Raw genomic sequence first — 16,423 nt, forward strand, 5'->3', positions numbered from 1 at the left:
TACATGTTCATTCCATCCATTTACCCAAAGAAAAGAGGGAACCATGATATGCTGAAAAGGAAATTGGGACATGAAGGGCTGGAGGTATCAGCTCTGGGCCTTGGCACGATGATGATGCCGAACAACGAGGAGTCGGTGCGTACACTTCAGGGAGCGCTGGACCTTGGTGTAACGCTGTTTGATACAGCAGATCTTTATGGTGAGGAATACGCACAGCAGAAGTTCGGCGGCAATGAGAAGCTGGTTGGACGTGCGCTCAAGGGTCGTCGGGAGGAGGCCGTGATTGCCACTAAATTCGGAATCACGCACACTCAGGGGCCCAAAGGAGATCCGGCATATATTAAAAAATCCGTGGACGCCAGTCTATTTCATCTGGGGATTGATTATATCGACCTGTATTATCAGCATCGAGTCGATCCCAATACTCCGATTGAAGAGACCGTCGGAACGATGGCCGATTTGGTTAAGGAAGGGAAAATCCGTTATATCGGCTTGTCGGAAGCGTCGGCTGAACAGATCCGCCGCGCGCATGCGGTGCATCCAATTAGCGCGGTAGAAACCGAATATTCCTTGTGGAGCAGAGAAGTGGAAGATGATGTTCTTCCGCTACTGAACGAATTGGGAATCGGCTTCGTACCCTACAGTCCACTGGGTCGAGGTTTCCTCACGGGACAGATCAAGAAATTTGACGATCTGCCAGAGGATGATTACCGCCGTCATTTTCCACGCTTCCAAGGCGAGAATTTCAACAAAAATCTAGAAGTTGTCCTCCTGATCGAAAAACTGGCTGCCCAAAAAGGCTGTACTTCTGCTCAGTTGGGGCTGGCATGGCTGCTGGCGCAAGGCGACCATATCGTTCCGATTCCGGGAACGAAGAGACTGGAAAGAGTGCGTGAAAATCTTGGTGCTCTACAGGTCTCCTTGTCGGAAGCAGAGCTTCAAGAGATCGAGCGCATTTCGCCTAAAGGCTTCGCAGCAGGTTCTCGTTATCCGGGGCGTGTCTAGAAAACTGATTATTGGCATGATGGATAAGACCGTTCCTTTCTGGAGTCGCTTGGTAGTACCAACGGCTTTGCAGAAAGGCGGTCTTTTTTTGCTAATTTTGACCGACCTAGGCATGAGTCTTCTAAACTAGTCTATGGTTAGAGTTATTGCGCTCTACAAAATAACGAGTTAAAGTAGGAGAAATGCCATATTTAACCACAGTTTGTCGGTGTGAAAGTAAAGCAAGATTACAGTGAATCGTGAATAAAGAAAGGTATGATCGGATTGACAACAGAAGTGACACACAAAATATATACCATGTGTATGATTCAAGACGGAAGCAAGGTATTGCTTATGAATAGACCCAATCGAAAGGGGTTTCCGGGTTATATTGCTCCAGGAGGAAAAGTAGAGTTTCCAGAAAGCATTGTGAATGGGGCCATTCGTGAAGTAAAGGAAGAAACAGGCTTAACCGTTACGGAAATTGTATTTAAAGGAATCGACGAATATTGTGATCCAAATCAAGGGCTGAGGTATATGGTCTTTAACTATTTGGCTACAGCCACTGAAGGTGAACTATTAAAAAATCCCCCTGAGGGAGAATTGCTGTGGGTGGATATGAAGGAGGCGCTAAATCTGCCGATGCAGGATTGGTTTAAGCGGAGATTTCCATTGTTTTTCGAGCCGGGAACGTTTGAGGTTAGTTTCGTTTGGCTGGCAGATACGGATGAAACCCTGGAAGCAACGATTAAGAGCTATGGTGTGTAAAGATGACGACGACATCTGGAGAACGGCGAAGAAGAGTTGGCAAAAGGGTTTCTTACTGCTTACGCACAAGGGATGGAAGCCAAAGAAGGATTTACTGAGCGTTTCCGGGTGCATGTGCTGCATCAGCATGTTCTAAACTGGGGATGTGCCAAAGCGATGAAGCGAGTCACTTGGGATGATAAGCTCTCTTTTGCAGATTGGGCGCAAAAATTCATGGATATTGAATATAAGCAATAGCAGATGAATTGAACGTTTAAAGAGGAGGCCGTGAGTGGATGCAGACCGTTAGATTGGTAAAGCCGGATCAGGACTGGAAGGAAGCTTATCTTTCATTTTATGAGGAATGGAAAAAGAGTCAGGAGCATATGGTACCTTGGGTGATCTCTGTAGAGCCGTACGATTTTGAAGGTATGCTGACGTTTTTGAGTAATCAGGAAAATGGAATTAATCTGTCTGAGGGCTGGGTCAAAAGCTCAACATACTGGCTTATGGATGCGGATAATCAGGTCCTCGGAGCAGTGAATATCAGGCATGACCTTAACGAACACCTAATGAATGCCGGGGGTCATATCGGTTACGGTATTCGTCCTTCTGCACGAGGGAACAGGTACGCTGTTACAATGCTGGCCTTGGCGTTAGAAAAAGCAAAAGAGCTGGGGATTTCCCGAGCCCTGGTCGTATGCGACTCCGATAATATTGCCTCCAAAAAAACAATCATACAAAACGGCGGAACGCCGGACAAGGATTACATAGAGGAAGACGGAAACCGTGTAAACCGGTTTTGGATCGAACTGTGAGTGAGAAAGAGGGGAACGCGAGAAGCTCATGAAATTATGGCCTGAATATGCACAAAATATCATTGTTGGTGTTATTTTTGAAGGGAAATGGAATTGGTATGTGACGGAAAGAGAGTATTGGTTTTTGAATACCGAGATGGAGGAACGGTTTGGCATCTCTATTTTGGATGAAACCACAGTGGGAGCATTTTTGCATCACATCTGTGAATATAAGGTGGCTACAGGGGAACTAACTTCAATGCTTCAGTTGCTGGATGAGGCTATTCAGCATCAGGATGAATTGTTGGAGTTCTGTCCTGCTCTGTATGTTAACTTTGACGAGAAAGTTCTCTATTCGCTATTTCCTGAGCCAGCTTCGTTTGAACACTATGTCCCAGCGGGGTGGAAAGGGGAATATCAAAACTTTTTGAACGAGGTACCTTCACCTGAACAGTATTGGATGATTGATGGAAGTGATTTTTTTGAAACATTCACTTGATAGGACGAAGGAGGAAATGAATATATGGATTCTTCCATGCATGAGTTTATAATGATATCCAAGCACAGAATGTACGATCAATATTTGGTAAAGTTGCGGGCATGCATTGTGCTTTTGGATGAACAGGTGCTATGGCGCGTCGGTGAGGCGGAAACGAACAGTATTGGTGGGATCATCAACCATATCATGGTGCATGTGCGCAGAAACGCAGCCAAGCTTATGGACCCGACGATTACATACAAGCAAGGAATGGAGGACAGCTTTATACCTTCCATGCAAAACAAGGAACAACTGATGGATGAGGTAGAAGAAGCTTTTTCATCCTTCTGTGCAGCAATCCTCGCGAAATTTACGAGAATAACGGAAGTAGTAGTTATATAAACCTATAAAATACAGTTCTAAGGTCACGAAAAACTCTGTAATGGTCATGTTTCTATTTCTTAATTGATATTGATAATTATTATCACTTATAATAGGAGCAGACATATTACGCTATGATAGGGAGAGTTGCAGAGTGACAATATCCTTGGAATTATATGATGTAACGATCATCGGCGGTGGTCCTGCCGGTATGTATACCGCATTTTACAGTGGAATGAGAGATATGAAGACCAAGCTGATCGAAGCCAAGCATGAGCTGGGCGGACGGATGCGCATATACCCAGAGAAGATGATATGGGATGTCGGGGGGGTTACCCCAGTTTTATGTGAAAAGCTGATTGATCAGCTGGAGCAGCAGGCGCGGACGTTCGAGCCTACCATTGTGTTGGGACAGCAGATCACTGGTTTGGATCGGCAAGAGGATGGCACGTTCCTGCTAACTTCTGCCACAGGGGAACAGCATTGGACACGCACGATCGTTCTGGCAGTAGGCTATGGTATTCTCAAAATGGCTAAGCTGGAGATTGAGGGGGCGGACCGCTATGAGGTTACGAACCTGCATTATACGGTACAAGAGCTGGAGCCATTCCGGGGCAAGCACGTCCTGATTTCCGGTGGGGGCGACTCGGCGGTGGATTGGGCGAATGAGCTGGAGTCTATTGCGGCGAGTGTGACTGTCGTACATCGTCGGGATCACTTTGGCGGACATGAGAAAAATGTAGCTCGTATGAAATCATCTTCGGTCCGTGTTCTCACACCATACGCGGTGAGTCAGCTACATAGCAACAATGGAGAGACAATTGAACAGGTGACGATCAGTCATGTAGATACGGACGAAATACAGGTGTTGAATGTCGATGCAGTCATCGTAAATCATGGACTAAAATCCGATTTCGGCCCGCTTCGGGATTGGGGGCTGGATATGGGTGAGTGGCATGCCCGAGTGAGCGAAAAACTGGAAACGAATCTACCAGGGATTTTCGCGGCAGGCGATTTTGTTGAGTACGGAAGCAAGTTGTATCTGATTGCCGGTGCGTTCACAGATGCCGCCCTTGCACTGAACAGCGCGAAGTTGCACATTGATCCAGCAGCTGACAAAGCGGCATATGTATCTTCTCATAACAGCCGTTTTAAGGAGAAGAACCGCGAGCTTGGTGTCGTGGAGTAGAATAAGATACGGAATTAAGTTAAATAGAATCGAACCTACCATAGAAAGTATGGACGGGATTGAAAGGTGACATATGAAGAGACGAACGGAGCAACAGGAAGCGATGATGGCAGATATTATTCAAAAGGCGGAGCCGTATGTACAGCAACAGCTGGAGCATGACCACAGTGGTCACGATTGGTGGCATATATAGACCGGGTGAGAAAGCTGTCCCTTAAAATTGCTGCCAAAGAGGGCGCAGATTCGTTTATTTGTGAGCTGGCAGCACTGCTGCATGATGTAGCGGATGAAAAATTAAATGATTCCAAACAAGCCGGACTAGATAAAGTAGAGCAGTGGCTGCGTCTGCATATCAGCGATCCGAATGTAATCACGCACGTGATGACCATTATTGCTACGATGTCCTACAATGGTGGACAAAACCCGCCTATGGAGACGCTGGAAGGTCAAGTAGTGCAGGATGCGGATCGGTTGGATGCTCTTGGAGCGATTGGGATTGCAAGAACCTTTATGTATGCAGGCTCAAAAGGCAGTATGATGCATCACCCGGATAAAGACTTTTCACAGCATGAGTATCGTGCCGCAGGTAAAAGTGCCATATACCATTTTTACGAAAAGCTACTCAAGCTCAAAGATTTAATGAATACCACTTATGCCCGAGAGCTGGCGGAGGTTCGGCATCAATGGATGGAGATGTACTTGGAGCAATTTTATAGAGAATGGAATGTGGATAATAAATAAAGTGTTTCAATAAGGCTGTTTCCTCTAACCGAGTATATCGGAGGGGAAACAGCCTTTATTTTTTTATAAATGTCATATTGATATTATTGAAAATGTGTGTTATTTTAATGTTAATAACAAAATGATAATAACATAATATTATAAACTATAAAGAAAGCGGGGAAGCGGCTATGTTTGGATTTAATTTTGTTAAATTTCAGCCCAGTGAATATGTGATGAAGGTGAAAAACGGGAAGGTGGTTCGGGAGGGTGTTGGATTATCTTTTTATTATTATGCCCCGACCACCTCGGTCGTCGTGGTGCCCGTCTCTTCCATTGATGTACCGTTCATGTTTGAAGATATGACGAATGATTTTCAGGCGGTGACGGTGCAGGGACAACTGACTTATCGAATTGTAGATTATCGGAGAACGACGCAGATTTTAAACTATACGTATGACTTGAAGGAACGACGCTACATTTCGGATGATCCGGGTAAGCTGGCCCAACGGGTGATTAACATCGCCAAAGTGCTTACCAAAAAGTATTTGGAGCGTGTCCCGCTCAAAGAAGCTGTTCAGTCCAGTGAACGTCTGGCCCAAAACATGACGAAGGATATTGCTCAGCATACGGAAATGGAAAAGCTCGGCATTGAGGTTATGGGGTTGTCGATTTTGGCGATTCTACCCAATAAGGAGACGATGAGAGCGCTGGAGGCTCAAGCGAGGGAAGAGATTCTTCGCAACGCGGATCACGCTTTGTATGAGCGTCGTAATGCATCTATTGAGCAAGAGCGGCGTGTGAAGGAAAACGAGCTGAACACCGAGATTGCAGTGGAGACGAAAAAGAAACAAATCCGCGAAACTCAACTCGATGCCGAGCGTTCTGTGAAGCAAAAGCAAAGCGAGATGAAAGAGGAGCAGCTACGATTTGACACGGCCTTGGAGGAGAAAAAGCGTGAGCTGATTGAGCTGACCGTAACGAATAAAAAGGCAGAAGCCGATGCCAAGGCCTATGAGCTGACAGCAGTCATGAAATCGTTGCAGGATGTTGAGCCGAACGTACTTCAAGCTATGGCCAACATGGATATGAGCCCCGATAAGCTAATTGCGATAGCATTCCAGGAGCTTGCAGAAAATGCAGGGAAAATCGGTCAGCTGAATATTACACCGGATCTGCTGCAAGGTCTCATGTCAGATACGGGAGCAAACGGATCAGCAGGATCGAGAGGGTCTGGAGGAAGAGCACGATGAGCAGCCGAATGACAGAGCAAAAGATCATTTTAGTGAAGCGTAAAACGCGACTGGAGGAACTGATTGTTCGATACAATACGGTGCAGCAGGCTCGCTTCTTTATGGAACGGCTGGGTGCGGATTTCAGTGATTATGTGCTGGAGGACGAAAATTACCGCAGGGCGGTGGCAACGGCTACGTCGGAGTTAACGGCTTTGGGTCGAGTTCAGATTGTGGAGCGGGAGCATGTGCCGAACTTTATTTTTGGTGAGCAGGATACAGTGGTGGTGCTGGGTCAGGATGGGCTGGTAGCCAACACGTTAAAATATTTGACCGAGCAGCCGCTTATCGGTGTGAATCCAGATCCATTGCGCTGGGACGGGGTATTGCTGCCGTTTACTGTATCCGATCTGCGCTGGGTGGTGCCGGATGTATTCGTGCACAGACGGCCAATTAAGGAAGTTACGCTGGCTAAGGCCCAATTAAATGATGGCCAATCCTTGTATGCTGTAAATGATTTGTTCATTGGGCGCAAAACTCATGTCTCCGCGAGATATGAGTTAAGACTGGAGGATCAGGTAGAGCAGCAATCCTCCAGTGGTATTATCGTTTCAACCGGATTGGGAGCGACAGGCTGGCTGACCAGCGTGCTTGCTGGAGCGGCCGGGATTGTCGGCAGTGCTACACGGCATCCCATCTCGCTGACTCCAGGCCAGCTGATGCCAGGTGCAGCCTTCAGTCAGGAAGGGGCAGTAGACGGAACGAGTCAGGATCATCGTGCAACCTGGAGTTTGCCATCGCTTTATTTTACAGTGAGAGAACCCTTCCCCAGTCGAACGACTGCTGCGGATCTTGTGTTTGGTCAGGTAGCAGCCGAAAAGCCGTTACGGATTGCATCGCAGATGCCGGAAAATGGAGTTATTTTCAGCGATGGAGTGGAAAGCGACTTTCTGGAGTTTAATGCTGGCATTGAGGCAACCATTGAACCAGCGGAGAAAAAAGGGCATCTGGTCGTGTAGAGGTTTGTACAGGACGGCAATGGGTAATTATGAGTAAGGTACAACCATCAGATGAAATTAAAAAAGGAGGAATCAACATGAGCGATCACACTCAAGACGAAGCGAAAATCCGCAACAAGAAGGACGAGGACGGAGATTCCTTGATGGAGAAAACGAAGCTGGAAAATGGCGTGGATATCGAGCCTGAGGCTGATGAATGGATTGCGAAGCCCTCACCAGTGTCATACGATGATACGAACTCCTCTTCGAAGAAATAAGGCTCTTGTGTCCAAATAGAGCAGTGAAGCAAAGACAGATGACCCCTAATTGGGTCATCTGTCTTTTTTACATAGGTTAGTTGAATCTGGAATATACCTTCCATACGAGCTCACGACGGCTGCTTACATCTGTTTTCAAGAAAATCGCTTTCAGATGATCCTGCACCGTGTAGGCAGTAATATGAAGTGCGCTGGCCAGCTCCTTGGTCGAAAAGCCTTGAACAATGAGCTGGACAATTTGTCTCTCTCGTTCGGACCATGAGTACACCTCGGTCATAAGCGGCAGCATGTCAGTTGCTTTAGCAGCCTCAAACCATACGGCTAGCTGTTTCTGGCCCGTATGCTCCTGTCCGCCTTGCAAAAGGGTGGCCCTGATGGTTACCCATGGGGTTCCTGCGTCTGCGGAAGGGATACATAGTCGAGCTGGTGCAGTGGCAGTGGATAGCGCTCGCAAGCATACCGCCCGGACAGGAGCCGGAAGGCTGTCTTCATGGATTCCCTCCTGCTGCCGAAGCAGCTGTAGCCACTGCTCTGCTACTGTATTGGATGAGATCGGTTCTAGCTTATCAGAAAGTATGAGAACTCCTGGTTCAAGTTCATTTTCCGTAATCATGGCAGGGGCTGGAGATAGACCGACACTGGCCTGACGCAGATGGTAGGCTATGGACGGCGCTAACGCTTCAAGCAGTTGTTGCTCTTCCACGCTGAATACAGGCTTTCCATGATGACGGAACAACGTAAGAAATCCCCAACAGCTCCCTTTGTACATAAACGGAACACGTAGCTCGTCCCCGAATCCGGCGGGTTGCAAAACATCTCTATATCGTGTGCTCCGATCCGGTTGGCCTTGTGTAGACCCATGTAGCGTCGCTACAGACTGTCCTTCTCGCACCAACTGATCATACTTCATCATATCGTCGTGCAGATATTCGTATTCTAGCAGTTTGTTATGAATGTCCTCCACACCCGATTCTGTAAATGCCCCCGTGGAAAGCAGCGTACGCGGATCTACTGAGGTACAGCACGCCGCATCGAAAGCAACCTGAGTACGCAAGCGTTCGATTAGGGTGTGCTTGTACGTTAGGGATGAGGGGGCTTTTTTCCCCAGATCCATGATCTGCTGTCGAGCGTCCTTAAGTTGTGCAAATGGCGTGTAATGTGCGTTCATCATTTACTCCTATCGTGAAAGCTGGAGGTTCTCAAGCGCGATTATTAAATCCCACATTTATGGGATGGTGGATATTCGTATTGTCTTTATAATTGAGAATGATTCTTAATTAAATCAACAATAAACGAATGGTCTGAGAAGATCAAGGCTAAATGTTTGGAGGAAAGCACATATGAAACAAACCCCTATTGGAAATACGGACTCAAATCAACCGATGAGCTGGAATCATCCGAATGTGCATAAGTACGCGGATACGATTGCTTTAAAAATACCTGGATATGCTCATTTGTACGAGATGACAGACTGTTTGATAGCCGCACAACTTGGGGCACAAGCTCATATTCGAAATATAGATCCAAATGTGCTAATTGTCGGAGCTGGAGGCGGCCAGGAATTGATTACGCTCGGAGAGCGCCATGAAGCATGGTCCTTTACGGCAGTTGATCCCTCCGAGCATATGCTGGATTTGGCACGTAAGCGTGTGACACATGCGGGCATCAGTTCAACAATATCATTTGTTGCAGGTACGTTGGAAGAGTCATCCAGAGGACCGTCACTGGAGGATTGGGAACGATTCGCTGCTTCCATCGGTCGTGAGTCAAACCCGGTGTCCAATGCGGCAATACAGGAACTGTTGATAGATGCAGGCTTTACCCACATTACCCGGTATTATGGCGCTTTTTTAGTAAATGCATGGTTTGCGGTTAAAGAGGGAGAGACGACTTATGACAAAGGATAACATCATCATCATTGGCGGGTATGGCCATGTTGGAAAAATTATATGCACGGAGTTAAGTGAAATGTTTCCCGGCAAGGTATTTGCCGCAGGTCGTAGCCTGGAGCGGGCCACTGAATTTAGTAGACAATCGAATGGTAAGATACGGCCCTTGCAGCTAAATATTCATAAGCCGATGGACCCGTCGATATTAGAGCAAGCTAAATTGGTTATCATGTGTCTGGATCAGGACAATACGGCCTTGGTACGTGCCTGTCTTCAACATGGGGTGCATTACATGGATATTACAGCGAATGCGGCCTTTTTGAGTCAAGTGGAGCAGTGTCATCAAGAGGCCCGAGCTTATCAGGCCACAGCCCTGTTAAGTGTAGGATTAGCTCCGGGGCTGACCAATCTGTTGGCACTGCAAGCGACACAGCTCATGGATCAGACGGATGAGTTGAACATATCTTTGATGCTAGGCTTGGGAGATCAACACGGTCAGGCTGCCATTGAGTGGACAGTAGATCAGATTCATGCCGATTTGGAGGTTATAGAACAGGGACGCCTGGTGACTCGAAAAAGCTTTACTGACGGCATAGTGGCAGACTTTGGTGCAGGAGTGGGGCGCCATCGGGCGTATCGATTTCCTTTTTCGGATCAGCAGACACTTCCTCGTACGCTCAAAGTTCCTACCGTTAGCACACGCCTTTGCTTTGATTCGCGCTTGACCACCCGGCTTCTGGCAGGGCTTCGGACGATAGGAGTATCAGGTTTACTCCGACAGCAAACCGTGCGTGATGCAGTGGTTCGCAGCTTTGGCAAGGTACATATAGGAGGGAATGCTGTAGCGGTCAAGGTAGATGCCCGAGGAACGCTCAATGGCAAAGAGACGAAGGTTGAATGCCGGCTAAGGGGCCACCATCAGTCTGATTTAACCGCTAAGGCAGCCGTCTTTGCAGCGCTCGCCCTGTACCGTTCAGAACTTCCATACGGTGTATTTCACATGGAGCAGGTTTTTTCGTGGAATCGCATGCAGGCTTGGTTGGGGCAGCAAGTATCCGCAGATATTCAGGTGAACGGACAGCATGTATAGAAGTCATATTTTCAAATAAAGGACTCTCATATAATCCAAGCTTATTCAGCAACGCATTGCGGAGAGGTCTTGGATTTCTTTTCCTATTGAATTACACTAGAAAGGAGTACATATTTTTGGAAAAGACCTAAGGGGATGATATGAAATGTGAAACCCCTATGAAAATAGCAGACAGCATACGCAGGAACGAGGGGATATTTTATGGAAGGCTCGCGCCGTGTTGGTGAAGTTGAAGTTACAAGGCTGGTAGGCCTCTTGACCAATCCGGTCAACTAGCTAGCTGCTGAGGAGTCGATAAGAGATGGATATCGCTTATATCATAGATTTATTACGTAAACACGATGTGACCTTAGCTCCAGGCTTATCCATGCAAGAGGTTACCGATGTCGAAGGCAGGTATGATATTCATTTCCCGCCCGATTTGAGGGAGCTTCTGATGAGTGTTCTTCCCATCGGTAAAAGCTTTATCCCTTGGAGAGATACGTCACCACAGCGGATGGGTGTAATTCGGCAAAGGTTGAATTGGCCGCTGGAAGGTATGATTTTTGATGTGGAGCAACATATATTCTGGCCTCCCGAATGGGGCGAAAAACCGACAGATTCGGCGGAAGCCGTTGATATATGTAAACGTGAGATTTTACGTGTGCCCAAGCTAATCCCGATCAACGGACATCGATATATCCCAGAGCAGCCATCTGAAGAAGGAAATCCGGTATTTTCAGTGTATCAAACGGATATTATCGTGTATGGGGAATGTTTGCAGGAGTATTTCAAGCTGGAATTTGGAGAGAAGCCTTATGAACAAATTGATTTTAATGCCGTAAAAAAGGTGCGTTTTTGGAGCAACTTTTGTGAGTGAGTGTCAGGAAGATGAATAAGTCGAAACGAAGAAAGGGGAGCATGATGTGAAGGTGGAGCAGGATTTGGAAGAAATCAAAGAAAGGTTGACCCAGATCGAGACCAAACTGGAACAAAAGTCGACCTCCAAGAGAATCTTGAAGTACATGATCATCATTTTCTTGTCTATTTTTTTTCTTTTATTTCTAATAGGAATTATTCAATTTGTTTCAACCTAATCGGTGCAAGAGGATGAAGGAAGGGAGTTATTTATGTCCATAGAAGCGATTATTTTTGATCTGGATAATACTCTTATTCATCGTAAACAGGCGTTTGCGGCATATACAGAGCGCTTTATAGAACGATTTATTGTGGCAGAAGAACCTGCGATCCGCGCGGCTGTCGTTGAACGGATACGTTTGGCGGATCAGGACGGATATCGGGATAAGAGGGAACTGTATACCGAGCTGCACGCAGACTTGGAACTGAAAAATCCCGATACGTCAGTACAAGAGATGTTGGGCTTTTGGTATGGTGAATTTCATAAGTTTACGGTGTTGATGGACGGGGCCAAGGAAGTGCTGTCCGAACTGCGGTCGCGTGGCTTGAAGCTTGGTATTATTACCAACGGCTCACTCCGTACGCAGCAAGCGAAAATCGACCGAGTTATGCTGAGGGATTATGTGGATTCTATTATCGTATCGGGCGGCGTCAACATCCAGAAGCCTAATCCTCGAATTTTCGAGTTGGCTCTGAATGAGCTGGGCATTGTCGATCCCGGCCATGCCTGCTATGTAGGCGATCACCCGACAAATGATATTCGTGGTGCACAAAGTGCAGGATTGCATACCATCTGGCTGGAAGGCTTTATGACGTGGCAGGAAACGGGCATTGTACCGGACTATCAGATTGGGAGTTTGCGTGAAATCACAGGTTGGCTGGATCGTCGCAGTTATTCAACGAATAAGGAGGAGGGTGCATCATGAGTATGGAGCAGCAAACGAATCCCATTCTCTTATCGTTCCCTGACCAATTCCAGACGGAACGATTGACCATACGTGCCCCGCAGTGGGGGGATGGGGCGGCAGTCAATGAGGCGATGCGAGAGAGTGCGAATGAACTGCGGCCTTGGCTTCCGTTTGCAAGAAATCTTCCTACGGCAGAGGAATCTGAAATCCGTTCGCGCCAAGCCAGACTTAAATTTCTGGATCGGTCTGATATGATGTTGTATATATTTGATACGGTTTCGGGAGAATTTGTAGCCAGCAGCGGTCTGCATCGTATTGATTGGGATGCACGAAGATTTGAAATTGGGTATTGGCTCAGAACATCATGGACCGGAAAAGGCATTATCACAGAGGCCGTGCACGGTATTACGAATTTTGCCATACAGCATTTGAATGCCAATCGGGTGGAGATTCGTTGTGATTCCAGAAACACACGCAGCGCCAAGGTAGCGGAACGTGCAGGTTTTACACTGGAGGGGATTTTAAGAAACGTCGAGTATGATGAAGAGGGAAGCATGGCACACGAAATGGTTTTTGCCAAGGTGCGTGGTATTGAATTCTAGTATCCTCACATGAACAGTTTGGAAGTTGCTGATGGTTTGTACGATATTACGGAGGCTCATTATGATTAATTATATTATGAAAAATACAGACAAGTTAGTGTGCATACAATATGTCATCAGCAAAAGGTTCAGCAATCTTGCAAGCGCTATCCAAGAGAGGATGCTTTACGAATTTCCAGCAGCTTGGCGAAGATGTCCCAGCATTAGGACAGGTGATTTAGCATGAGGAGCGTTCGTAAGAGCATCATCAGGAAGGCCAATCGGGAAATAAAGGCGAAATTCCGCTGGAAGGCCCGCGCTGCGTACCTAATTGCTGTGCTGGTCACGATTTTGTTGGGTTTGGGAAGCCGGGTTTTCTCCTCCCAGTTGCCTGAATTCGTTGCTAATCACTTTGGGGATGCTTTGTGGGCGTGCATGATTTATTTTGGGCTGAGAATGTTGTGGGTGAATCGTCAATTGTCTGTAGCCCTGTGGGGCAGCTTGCTGTTTTGCTTCGCTATTGAGTTCAGCCAGATGTACCAGGCTCCCTGGATTAACCACATTCGGGCAACGACGCTGGGTGGCTTGGTGCTTGGGAAAGGGTTTCTGACCGCGGATCTGATCAGGTACACGGTTGGCATTGTGGTATCCTGGGCGCTGGATCAAGGCTGTCAAAAGCTGGCGGGGAGCAATACACGTAGAGACAATGACAAACCACTCAAATAACCTGAAAAGCGAGGGTTGCGCTTGAAACAAAAGGGAAAGCGTCACAGGTTGTTCGGTAAGATGATTGGATTATGCGCAGGATTCAGCTTGTTGTTTGCAACCATACTTATCCCAGGGCAGGCACTGGCCGAAAGACAGCTTGCGGCGCCTCTTCGTTTCGACTTTGGCCCAGGGAACGTAGCTGACGGCTACACCCAAGTGACTGCCAAGGATGTTTACACGCCTGAGCGAGGCTATGGATTTACCGATCTTTCCAAGGTGGATGAAGAGGATCGTGGTGGAAGTGATGCTATACGCTCAGATTTTGTTCGTGTTCAAGGATCATCATTTGTTGTCAATTTACCACCTGCGGATTACACGCTTTCCCTTATTGCCGGAGATACTGCCGGAAACACAGACATTACGGTTAAAGCCGAGTCCATTGTCAAGGTAGAACCTACTACCAAAACAGCAGGACAATTTGTCGAGGCTGGATTTGAACTTGCACTCATCGACGGTCAGCTCGAATTGTATTTCTCAGGTAATGAAGCGAAGATTAACGCTTTGGTTATTACTCCAAAGGATGCTCGAACGGCTGGAGAACGCCCTTCGGTATATCTTGCGGGAGATTCTACGGTTCAAACCTATAAATCCGCGATGAAGCCTCAAGCGGGCTGGGGGCAAATGATTGCTCCGTTCTTCACAGATGAGCCTATTTTTGTGAACCGTTCTATTGGTGGACGAAGCACGAAAACCTTTCTGGTACAAGGGCGATTAGATGATATTTTACGCAATATCCGACCAGGAGATTATCTGCTCATTCAGTTTGGACATAATGATGCCGCGATCAACAATCAAGAGCGTTATGTTTCACCCGCGGATTACAAAGTTTACTTAAAAACCTACATCCAAGGAGCCGTACAACGCGGTGCAACACCTGTGCTAATTACTCCTGTTGGCCGCCGGGATTATGATGCGGCAAGTGCCTCGTTTCGGATTAGTTTCCCGGAATATGTGCAGGCCATGAAGGAAACAGCATCGGAGACAAATGTTGCACTGGTCGATCTTAGCCGCTTGAGTGTAGCATACTATGATACACTTGGCCTCGAAGGAACACTCCCGTTATTTTTACATGTGGAGCCAGGGGTGTATCCTGCATTTCCTGATGGAGTGAAGGATGATACACATTTTCAGGAATACGGTGCGGAGCAAATAGCTCGGCTGGTAGCTCAGGGAATACGTGAGCTGAACATTCCTTTATCCTCTTATGTACAGGCGGAAGGTTCGCAATAAAACATTATTTCCATAGTCATGGTATACTTAGAAAATAAGCTGGCCCTACCCAAAGATAGCATTGCTTAGGCTTGGGTAGGGCTTTAATGTTCTGGATCTTAAGGAGGAAGCGAGAATGACAGTCGCTCAACTTCATAATCTTATTAACGGTCAACTCCTGTACAATCAGCATCGGAGTTTATTTTATATGCGCGAGGGTTCTGTTCTGTTAGGACCTTCAACAGAAATGACGTACTGGCTGACGCAGAGAAGCTCGGAGCTGATCCTCATGCTTCAAAGCTTGAAGCGCCAGCATACGTATAACGCTTTTGTGACGGATGTAGCGGCTAAAATACTGTCCCAGTTTGTAAATACCAATCAGTATCTACATTTTCACACAGATCATGCGAGGGAGCTTACGGAGCTGTATGATCGACTCTTCACTCGGATTGAAAAGTTGTTCCAGAAGAAATCTATAGATAGAGCAATCCTGGACTTGCTGCTTCAGCAGCATTACGGACATTTGAGAGATTTTTTAACTCGTACCAATGGACGTGAAATGTTTGCTAAGTATGCAGAGTGTGAGTATACCTTTTGGATACCTTGTGAGGAATATACGCCGGAGTTGCAAGCTAATCTACTAGGATTGGACATTGCTCGTTTACAAGAGCCTGTTCTAGATGTTGGTTGCGGATCTGAGGCACGGTTAATTACTTATTTACGTGCCTGTGGAATTGAGGCTTACGGAACAGATCGGCTGGCTGAAACAGAAGGTTGTGTCACTCGAGGAGATTGGTTAGAGACCACCTTTGGAGAAAGTGCATGGGGGACGATCATTTCACATATGGCATTCTCCAATCATTTTATACATCATCATCTGAAGGCAGATGGTAATATTCATGGGTACGCTCGCAAATATATGGAATTGCTTAGATCCATTCGGCCAGGAGGGAGTTTTATTTACAGTCCGTGCCTTCCGTTTATGGAAGAGCTTTTGGATGCCCGAATGGGTTATCAAGTAGAGTATATCCAGTCATCTGAAGGTTATAGGGCCACGAAAATAACGCGTGTACATTCATAAGCGCTAGTAGTAGTCCATTCATTTGTCAGATTCATTCTTGGAATGGTAGTATAAGGATAGATATTACTCTATTTGGGATTCTGTTAATGATAAAGTTTCTCATGACGCTAATTAGATACTATTAGAGGATGATCATTAGCAGTATGGCTGCACTGAATAATATTGATTAGCTTACGGATAACGGAATTTTCAGGAA

General features: G+C 46.7%; 19 protein-coding genes and 1 pseudogene. 19 read left to right on the top strand and 1 reads right to left on the bottom strand.

Going from position 1 to position 16,423, the window contains the following annotated elements; translation table 11 throughout:
• Window positions 1–48 precede the first annotated feature (48 nt).
• From NLX74_RS00565 to NLX74_RS00615, 11 genes and pseudogenes are all read left to right on the top strand, one after another.
• Window positions 49–1,005, top strand: a complete 957-nt coding sequence (locus NLX74_RS00565) for an aldo/keto reductase (protein ID WP_254327666.1) — start codon at window positions 49–51, stop codon at window positions 1,003–1,005.
• 255 nt (window positions 1,006–1,260) lie between these two features.
• Complete coding sequence (locus tag NLX74_RS00570; RefSeq protein WP_165176227.1) at window positions 1,261–1,752, top strand: 8-oxo-dGTP diphosphatase; 492 nt, start codon at window positions 1,261–1,263, stop codon at window positions 1,750–1,752.
• 36 nt (window positions 1,753–1,788) lie between these two features.
• Window positions 1,789–1,989, top strand: coding sequence for a hypothetical protein (locus NLX74_RS00575; RefSeq protein WP_235307842.1), 201 nt, complete (start codon window positions 1,789–1,791; stop codon window positions 1,987–1,989).
• Between the two features lie 38 nt (window positions 1,990–2,027).
• The gene (locus tag NLX74_RS00580; protein ID WP_235307843.1) at window positions 2,028–2,549 is read left to right on the top strand and encodes a GNAT family N-acetyltransferase; all 522 of its coding nucleotides are present in this window, start codon (window positions 2,028–2,030) and stop codon (window positions 2,547–2,549) included.
• A gap of 28 nt (window positions 2,550–2,577) precedes the next feature.
• On the top strand, window positions 2,578–3,027 hold the full coding sequence (locus tag NLX74_RS00585) for a hypothetical protein (RefSeq protein WP_235307844.1): 450 nt from the start codon (window positions 2,578–2,580) through the stop codon (window positions 3,025–3,027).
• A 24-nt stretch (window positions 3,028–3,051) separates the two neighbouring features.
• A complete protein-coding gene (locus tag NLX74_RS00590; protein WP_254327667.1) occupies window positions 3,052–3,408 on the top strand; it encodes a hypothetical protein in 357 nt (118 codons plus the stop codon).
• Window positions 3,409–3,541: 133 nt separating this feature from the next.
• Window positions 3,542–4,576: an NAD(P)/FAD-dependent oxidoreductase gene (locus NLX74_RS00595; RefSeq protein WP_254327668.1), complete on the top strand. Its 1,035-nt coding sequence runs from the start codon at window positions 3,542–3,544 to the stop codon at window positions 4,574–4,576.
• A 73-nt stretch (window positions 4,577–4,649) separates the two neighbouring features.
• Window positions 4,650–5,317: pseudogene (locus NLX74_RS00600) on the top strand (HD domain-containing protein).
• Between the two features lie 170 nt (window positions 5,318–5,487).
• A complete protein-coding gene (locus tag NLX74_RS00605; RefSeq protein ID WP_254327669.1) occupies window positions 5,488–6,549 on the top strand; it encodes an SPFH domain-containing protein in 1,062 nt (353 codons plus the stop codon).
• Complete coding sequence (locus tag NLX74_RS00610) at window positions 6,546–7,547, top strand: NAD(+)/NADH kinase (RefSeq protein WP_069291448.1); 1,002 nt, start codon at window positions 6,546–6,548, stop codon at window positions 7,545–7,547. Before NLX74_RS00605 ends, NLX74_RS00610 begins: the two co-directional genes overlap by 4 nt.
• Window positions 7,548–7,624: 77 nt before the next feature.
• Window positions 7,625–7,804, top strand: coding sequence for a hypothetical protein (locus tag NLX74_RS00615; RefSeq protein WP_013309345.1), 180 nt, complete (start codon window positions 7,625–7,627; stop codon window positions 7,802–7,804).
• A 76-nt stretch (window positions 7,805–7,880) separates the two neighbouring features.
• Here NLX74_RS00615 and NLX74_RS00620 read toward each other — a convergent pair whose 3' ends face one another.
• The gene (locus NLX74_RS00620; protein ID WP_254327670.1) at window positions 7,881–8,972 is read right to left on the bottom strand and encodes a LuxR C-terminal-related transcriptional regulator; all 1,092 of its coding nucleotides are present in this window, start codon (window positions 8,970–8,972) and stop codon (window positions 7,881–7,883) included.
• A gap of 172 nt (window positions 8,973–9,144) precedes the next feature.
• On the opposite strand from NLX74_RS00620, the gene NLX74_RS00625 reads away from it, so the two are divergent.
• From NLX74_RS00625 to NLX74_RS00660, 8 genes are all read left to right on the top strand, one after another.
• Entirely contained in the window at window positions 9,145–9,711 is a 567-nt protein-coding gene (locus tag NLX74_RS00625) for a class I SAM-dependent methyltransferase (RefSeq protein ID WP_254327671.1), read from the top strand.
• A complete protein-coding gene (locus NLX74_RS00630) occupies window positions 9,698–10,783 on the top strand; it encodes a saccharopine dehydrogenase family protein (protein ID WP_254327672.1) in 1,086 nt (361 codons plus the stop codon). The genes NLX74_RS00625 and NLX74_RS00630 overlap by 14 nt, the downstream gene beginning before the upstream one ends.
• Before the next feature lie 301 nt (window positions 10,784–11,084).
• Window positions 11,085–11,642 (top strand): SMI1/KNR4 family protein, encoded by a 558-nt coding sequence (locus NLX74_RS00635; RefSeq protein ID WP_061829100.1) that lies wholly within the window; start codon window positions 11,085–11,087, stop codon window positions 11,640–11,642.
• 250 nt (window positions 11,643–11,892) lie between these two features.
• The gene (locus NLX74_RS00640) at window positions 11,893–12,606 is read left to right on the top strand and encodes an HAD family hydrolase (RefSeq protein WP_254327673.1); all 714 of its coding nucleotides are present in this window, start codon (window positions 11,893–11,895) and stop codon (window positions 12,604–12,606) included.
• Entirely contained in the window at window positions 12,603–13,190 is a 588-nt protein-coding gene (locus tag NLX74_RS00645; RefSeq protein WP_254327674.1) for a GNAT family N-acetyltransferase, read from the top strand. Before NLX74_RS00640 ends, NLX74_RS00645 begins: the two co-directional genes overlap by 4 nt.
• A gap of 222 nt (window positions 13,191–13,412) precedes the next feature.
• A complete protein-coding gene (locus NLX74_RS00650) occupies window positions 13,413–13,895 on the top strand; it encodes a ribosomal maturation YjgA family protein (RefSeq protein WP_165176205.1) in 483 nt (160 codons plus the stop codon).
• Window positions 13,896–13,955: 60 nt separating this feature from the next.
• Window positions 13,956–15,167: a rhamnogalacturonan acetylesterase gene (locus NLX74_RS00655; protein ID WP_254327982.1), complete on the top strand. Its 1,212-nt coding sequence runs from the start codon at window positions 13,956–13,958 to the stop codon at window positions 15,165–15,167.
• 115 nt (window positions 15,168–15,282) lie between these two features.
• The gene (locus NLX74_RS00660) at window positions 15,283–16,227 is read left to right on the top strand and encodes a class I SAM-dependent methyltransferase (RefSeq protein ID WP_254327675.1); all 945 of its coding nucleotides are present in this window, start codon (window positions 15,283–15,285) and stop codon (window positions 16,225–16,227) included.
• The last annotated feature ends 196 nt before the right edge of the window (window positions 16,228–16,423 follow it).

The sequence above is a fragment of the Paenibacillus sp. MZ03-122A genome (assembly GCF_024213325.1).
Lineage (GTDB): Bacteria > Bacillota > Bacilli > Paenibacillales > Paenibacillaceae > Paenibacillus > Paenibacillus polymyxa_B.